This window comes from Leisingera sp. F5, from assembly GCF_001593695.1.
The window spans coordinates 1-3,164 of the sequence record NZ_LUKH01000272.1; the positions used below are offsets into that span (position 1 = coordinate 1).

2 protein-coding genes and 1 pseudogene are annotated in these 3,164 nt (G+C 60.9%); 2 read left to right on the forward strand and 1 reads right to left on the reverse strand.

Annotation, left to right across the window (positions count from 1 at the left end; all coding sequences use genetic code 11):
• Positions 1 to 274: VOC family protein (locus A2I95_RS28705; protein ID WP_291735384.1), on the forward strand; the 274-nt coding region annotated here is incomplete at its 5' end.
• A 56-nt stretch (positions 275 to 330) separates the two neighbouring features.
• On the opposite strand, the pseudogene A2I95_RS28710 reads toward A2I95_RS28705, so the two are convergent.
• Positions 331 to 1,736 (reverse strand): annotated as a pseudogene (locus A2I95_RS28710) (BCCT family transporter).
• 479 nt (positions 1,737 to 2,215) lie between these two features.
• Between A2I95_RS28710 and acuI the strand changes: the two are divergent.
• The coding region (gene acuI, locus A2I95_RS28715; RefSeq protein ID WP_291735387.1) for an acryloyl-CoA reductase at positions 2,216 to 3,164 on the forward strand (949 nt) is incomplete at its 3' end.

Sequence of the window (3,164 nt, forward strand, 5' to 3'; positions counted from 1 at the left end):
CGATACCAGCGGTCCCAACCCGATGGCAATGTTCAAGCCTGCGGATCAGGCAACCGGCGTTGCCCTGCATCTGTATCCCGGAAAGCCGGCAGGCGACGGACGCGGACCGACATTGCATCTGACCGCTGAGGGCGAGTTGGAAGATGTCATGGAGAGGGTCACGGATGCCGGCGGCAAAGTGGTCTCCCCCACTATCGAGATCCCGCCCGGGCGGTTCTTCTATGCCACCGACCCGGATGGGAACTCGGTGGGTTTCTTCAAATACAATGACTGACACGCAAAGAAGGCCCCGGGAAAGCTCCGGGGTCTTTTGTTTGTCCCGGACGCACCCTAGCGCGCTTCGGCCTGCAGCCCGCGGAAAATTGCCCAGCACATCGTCAACACCACCGCAGTAAAGGGCAGACCGGTGGATATCACCATGGCCTGCAACGCCTCCAGACCGCCGCCCAGCAGCAGCACGATAGCCATAGCGCCCTCGAAGATGCACCAGAACACCCGCTGCGGCACTGGTGCATCCACTTTGCCGCCTGCGGTGATAGTATCAATCACCAGCGAACCGGAATCCGACGAGGTGACAACGAACACTACCACCAGAACAATCCCGACAAAGGAGGTGATGCCTGCCAATGGCAGCTCTCCCAGCATCTTGAACAGTTTCAGCTCCAGTGCTGAGTCCTGCGCGCCGGTGAAACCCTCTGTAACCACCTGATGGATTGCGGTGCCGCCAAAAACGCTCATCCTTAGCACGCAGACCATGCTTGGGATCAGCAACACGCAGATGATGAACTCGCGCGCACTGCGGCCGCGGCTGACCTGGGCAATGAACATGCCGACAAAAGGCGACCAACTGATCCACCAAGCCCAGTAAAAGGCGGTCCAGCCCTGGCTGTAGTTCACATCTTCGCGCCCGAAAGGATTGGACAGCGCAGGCAGGTATTCCACATAGGCCGCGAGGCTGAAGTGGAAGCCTGTCAGGATAGCTACCGTCGGGCCGAGCAGCAGTACAAAGATAAGCAGCACAAAGGCCAGTCCCATGTTTATCTCTGACAACACCTTGACGCCGCCATCCAGGCCGCGCAGCACCGGGATCAGCGCCACTGCGGTAGTTGCGGAAATCAGGATCACCTCGGTTGCGGCACCAACCGGTACGCCAAACAGCTCGTTCAGGCCGACGTTGGCCTGGGTTGCGCCGAACCCCAGCGAAGTGGCAAGGCCGAACAGGGTTGCAAAAACCGCCAGGATGTCGATCACATGGCCGGTTCAACCCCAGATCCGTTCACCGAAGATCGGATAGAAGGCTGAGCGGATGGAAAGCGGCAGCCCCTTGTTATAGGTGAACAGCGCCAATGCCAGTGCGACGATGGCGTAGATCGCCCAGGGGTGCAGCCCCCAGCGGAGCCCAGACGCACGCTGCCCCAGGGGGAAACAATCAGAAACAGACAGAACAGGACCATAAAATCTGCTGCCCCGAAGAAGAACCAGTCAAAACCGGCGGTTACTGCTGGGCGCAGCCAGTTGTAGACCGACGCAGCCTGTTCCGGAAGTGCCAGCGCATAAAAGACAAATGCAACGATCACCAGGCCGGAGATCAGGAACATCGGGTTGTGAATATCGACCCCGAACGGGCCGATTTGAGTTTCGAAGTTTTCCTGGCCGATCTCATACTCGGTGTCGATGATATCCGCCTCGCCCTCCGGTGCAGGGATACCTTGGTTCGTGGTTTCGCCAGCCCTCACGGCCTCCTTCGCTGTAAACTGCGTTTGCGCGTTCTCAAAGAGTCCGGCTGGCCAGCCTTCCCGTGCCACTGGATCTGAAACAGGCGCTGCTGCCGCCTGCGTTGCCTGGCTCAGGCAACCGGCACAGGCTTGCCCCGAGGGCACTGTGAATTTGCAAATCACTCCCTCCCTCCTTCTGTAACAATGCTGGGCGTCCCCGGTGCAAAGAGCCAGCCCCCCTGCTGCAGCGGAACCGCAGAGATGCTCATCGCGGCCGCCGTGGAGCGGCTCCTTGAAACGACAAACGCGCGGCGATGGCCGCGCGTTTTCAGTCCGGGCCTGACGCTGTGGAATGTCAGCCGTTCACATCAACCACAACACGCCCCTTAACTTGCCCCTTGAGGATATCCGCCCCCGCCCCGGCAAGCCGCGGCTTCCCCGGGATATTTTTGGCCAGATGTGCATGGGATCTGGCTAGGTTTTAGGAAAGGGAATGTGAAATGTTCAATGCACTGGTTGTGAACAAGGACGAAGAAAGCGGCAAGACATCTGCCGCGGTACAGCAGCTGAGCCTTGAGGATCTGCCCGAAGGAGAAGTGACCGTGGCGGTGGAGTATTCCACTGTGAACTACAAGGACGGCCTGTGCATCGGTCCGGGTGGCGGCCTGGTGCGCAAGTACCCGCATGTGCCGGGGATCGATTTTGCCGGCACTGTCGAGGCGTCCTCTGATGACCGCTACAAGCCCGGCGACAAGGTGGCGCTGACCGGCTGGCGCGTGGGCGAGGCGCATTGGGGCGGATATTCGCAAAAGACCAATGTGCGCGCCGATTGGCTGGTGCCGTTGCCTGAAGGACTGGATACACGTCAGGCGATGGCGGTGGGCACTGCGGGCTTTACCGCGATGCTGGCGGTGATGGCGCTGGAGGATCATGGACTGGAGCCCGGGCATGGTCCCGTTCTGGTCACCGGTGCCGCGGGCGGTGTCGGCTCGGTGGCCACCGCGATATTGGCGAACCTCGGCTATGAGGTGGCCGGCGTCACGGGGCGTCCGGAAACTGCTGATTATTTGAAATCTCTGGGTGCCACACAAATCGTGCCCCGCGACGAGATCAATGAGACCACCAAGCGCCCGCTGGAAAGCGAAAGCTGGGCGGGCTGCGTGGATGCCGTGGGCGGCGCCATGCTGGCACGGGTGCTGGGGCAGATGAAATACGGTGCCTCAGTGTCGGCTGTCGGCCTCGCGGGCGGCGCTGGGCTGCCTGCCACGGTCATTCCCTTCCTGCTGCGCGGTGTGAACCTATTGGGTATCGATTCAGTCATGCAGCCTTATGACAACCGGCTGCGGGCCTGGGAGCGGGTCGCCAAGGATCTGCCGATGGACAAGCTGGAGGCGATGATCCATCCCGCGGCGCTTAGCGACCTGCCGCAGCTGGGGGCGGATATCCTCA